The sequence below is a fragment of the Streptomyces sp. 8K308 genome, from assembly GCF_004348315.1.
Taxonomy (GTDB): Bacteria; Actinomycetota; Actinomycetes; order Streptomycetales; family Streptomycetaceae; genus Streptomyces.
Genome location: NZ_SMKC01000521.1, coordinates 1 through 3,345 on the forward strand (window position 1 = coordinate 1; position 3,345 = coordinate 3,345).

At 74.1% G+C, this 3,345-nt stretch carries 2 protein-coding genes; both read right to left on the bottom strand.

From position 1 onward, the window contains the following. Positions 1-53: 53 nt before the first annotated feature. Positions 54-2,036: a glycosyltransferase family 39 protein gene (locus E1265_RS35095; protein ID WP_132935001.1), complete on the bottom strand. Its 1,983-nt coding sequence runs from the start codon at positions 2,034-2,036 to the stop codon at positions 54-56. After that, positions 2,033-3,340, bottom strand: a complete 1,308-nt coding sequence (locus E1265_RS35100; protein ID WP_347877291.1) for a bifunctional glycosyltransferase family 2/GtrA family protein — start codon at positions 3,338-3,340, stop codon at positions 2,033-2,035. The genes E1265_RS35095 and E1265_RS35100 overlap by 4 nt, the downstream gene beginning before the upstream one ends. Positions 3,341-3,345 lie beyond the last annotated feature (5 nt).

Genomic DNA, 3,345 nt, shown 5'->3' on the forward strand with positions numbered 1-3,345 from the left:
GGCGAAACACCGGCGCGAAGTGCCTCGCCCCGGCCCGGCGCCCAGGCGGTTGGTCAGAGGGGGGGCGTCAGGTCGTACAGCGTCACGCCGTCCACCGTCGTCGCCGTGAAGTTCTCCGCCACCCACGTGGCGATCTCTTCCGACGTGCCAGAGCGTCCCATCCCCATGCCGCCGGCGATGAAGTAGTGAATGTCGCCGTGCTCGACGTACTCGACGAACTGCTCCAACGTGGGCGAGGGGTCGGTGCCGTTGAAGCCGCCGACCGCCATCACGGGGTCGCCCGTGGCCAACTGGTAGCTGGCCGCCTTCTGGGCGCCGACGGTGGCAGCCACCCAGCGGTACTGGCCGGCGTCGGCCTCCAGCAGGGCCGCCAGCTCGTCGCTGACGTCGGCGCCGTCGAGGAGGCCACCCGTTCGCGGTTGCCCGGGCCGCTGGCCCGGCTGACCAGGCTGGGTGGTGGTGGCGCCGCCCGGCGGTTGGAAGCGGAAGCCGCCGCCCGGGTTCTGGCCTCCGCCGCCTCCGAAGCCTCCGAAGCCCGTCGTGACGGCGGGTCCCGCGGTGACGACGGAGCCGGTGTGGGGCTGGCCGATCGTGTACAGGGTGTAGGCGACCGGGCCGGCGAGAGCGGCGAGCAGCGCCGTCGCGGCGACCGCGACTGTCAGTGGGCGACCGCCCTGGGCGGGCCTGAGCAGCAGCGTCCCGGCGACGAGGCCGGCCAGCAGGACGGCCCACCGCAGCCACGGGTGCCATTCGGGGGTGCGGTCGAGCAGGACGTACGCCCAGCAGGCCGTCACCACGATCACCGCGGCCAGCGTGGCGGCGGCCGCCGGCCGGTCGCGGCGCGCCCACAGCGTCGTCGCGCCCATGCCGACCAGAGCGGCGAGGTAGGGCGCGAGCGCCACGTTGTAGTACTCGTGGAAGATCCCGCTCATGAAGCTGAACGTGGTGAAGGTGAAGAACAGCGCCCCGCCCCAGGCGAGGAACGCCGCCCGCCGCCGGTCCGTGCGCGGGGCGCGCGCCGTCACCACCAGGCCGGCCGCGAGCAGCAGGAAAGCCGCCGGCAGCAGCCACGCGATCTGCCCGCCCATCGCGTCGTCGAACAGCCGGAACAGCCCCGTCTCCCCCCAACCGCCGCCGCCCCCGACGCTGCCGGTCTCGTCGCCGGTGATCCGGCCGAGGCCGTTGTAGCCGAAGGTCAGTTCCAGGAAGCTGTTGTTCTGGGAGCCGCCGACGTACGGCCGCGAGGAGGCCGGCCACAGTTCGACGATCGCCACCCACCAGCCGCCGGAGACCAGCAACGCGAGGCCGGCGAGGGAGAGTTGACGCAGGCGCCGGAGCGGGCGCGTCGGCGCGCAGGCGGCGTACACCAGGGCCAGCGGCGGCAGGATGAGGAACGCCTGGAGCGTCTTGGTCAGGAACGCCAGGCCGAAGGCGACGCCGGCCAGCACCAGCCACCGGGTGCCGGCGTGCTCCAGCGCGCGCAGCACGCAGTAGACGGCCGTGACCATCAGCAGGCACAGCAGCGCGTCCGGGTTGTTGAACCGGAACATCAGCGCCGCGACCGGGGTGACGGCCAGCACCGCGCCGGCGATCAGCCCGGCGGCCGGCGAGAACGCGCGCCGCACCGCCGCGTGGAGTACCGCCACCGTGGCCACGCCCATCAGCGCCTCGGGGAGCAGGATCGCCCAGGAGCTGAGTCCGAAGAGCCGCACCGAGAGCCCCATCGGCCACAGCGCGGCCGGCGGCTTGTCGACGGTGATGGCGCCGCCCGCGTCGAGCGAGCCGAAGAAGAACGCCTTCCAGCTGCTGCCGCCGGCCTGCGCGGCGGCGGAGTAGAAGGAGTTGGCGTAGCCGGAGGCGCTGAGGTTCCAGACGTAGAGCACCGCCGTCAGGGCGAGCAGCGCGAACAGCGTCGGGCGCGCCCAACGCGGGTCGTCCGGGCGGCCGCGCCAGGGGCGGGCCACCGGGCGAGGGGGCGCGGCGGTCGGGCCGACGGGGTGTTCCGGCGCGAGCCAGGTGGTGGTGGAGGCGGTCATGAGGTGGTCCTCTGATCGGGCCGAAGCGGTGCGTCAAGCGGTGTGTCAAGCGGGGAGACCGGGACGATCGGCACCGACCGTCGCCGGTCAGGGAGGCGGCGCGTGGGGCGGAAGATCCAGGCGCGGAAGAGCAGGAAGCGCAGCACCGTCGCCACGAGGTTGGCGGCGATCAGCACCGCCAGCTCGGTGCCGTGCGACGGCCGGTCGGTCACCAGGTGCAGCACCGCGAGCGAGCCGCTGGTCAGGGCGAGACCGATGGCGAAGACCACCAGGCCGCGCGCCTGGTGCCGCACCGCGTGCGTCCGCCCCCGCACGCCGAACGTCAGCCGGCGGTTGGCGGCCGTGTTGGCGACGGCCGACAGCAGCAGCGCCAGGCCGTTGGCCGGCTGGGCGCCCATGCCGAGCCGCAGCAGCGAGTAGAGCAGCAGGTAGCACAGGGTGCTGCCCACGCCGACCACGGCGAAGCCGAGCAGCTGCCCGGCGAGGCCGCGCGGCACGTCGAGCGCCCGGTCGCGCGGGTCGTCACCGAACGGTCGGCGCAGCCGGTCGAGCGGCAGGGTGCCGGCGGCCAGGGCCCGGCCCACCCGCCACACGCCCTTCAGGTCCTCGGCCGCGGTGCGCACGATGTCGACGCTGCTTTCCGGGTCGTCGACCCAGTCCACCGGCACCTCGTGGATGCGCAGGCCGGCGTGCTCGGCGAGCACGAGCAGCTCGGTGTCGAAGAACCAGCCGCTGTCCTCGACCAGCGGCAGCAGCCGCTCGGCGACGTCCTTGCGGATGGCCTTGAAGCCGCACTGCGCGTCGGAGAAGCGGGCGGCGAGCGAGCGGCGCAGCAGCAGGTTGTAGGCGCGGGAGACGAACTCGCGCTTGGCGCCGCGCACCACCCGGGCCGAGCGGTCGAGCCGGGAGCCGATCGCCAGGTCGGAGTGGCCCGAGATCAGGGGGGCGACCAGCGGCAGCAGCGCGTTGAGGTCGGTGGACAGGTCGACGTCCATGTAGGCGAGCACCGGCGCGGGGGAGGCGGACCAGACGGTGCGCAGCGCCCGCCCGCGCCCCTTCTCGGCGAGCCGCACGGACCTGACCCGGGGCAGCTCGGCCGCCAGTGCCCGCGCGATGGGCTGGGTGCGGTCGGTGCTCGCGTTGTCGGCGATGGTGATGACGAAGGGGTAGGGGAAGGTGCGGCTCAGGTGCGCGTGCAGCCGGCGCACGCACCGTTCGAGGTCGCGCTCCTCGTTGTGGACGGGGACGACGACGTCGAGCACGGGGTCGCGCTGGGGCATGCGCAGGTGTTCCCTGGCCGGCAGGGGGC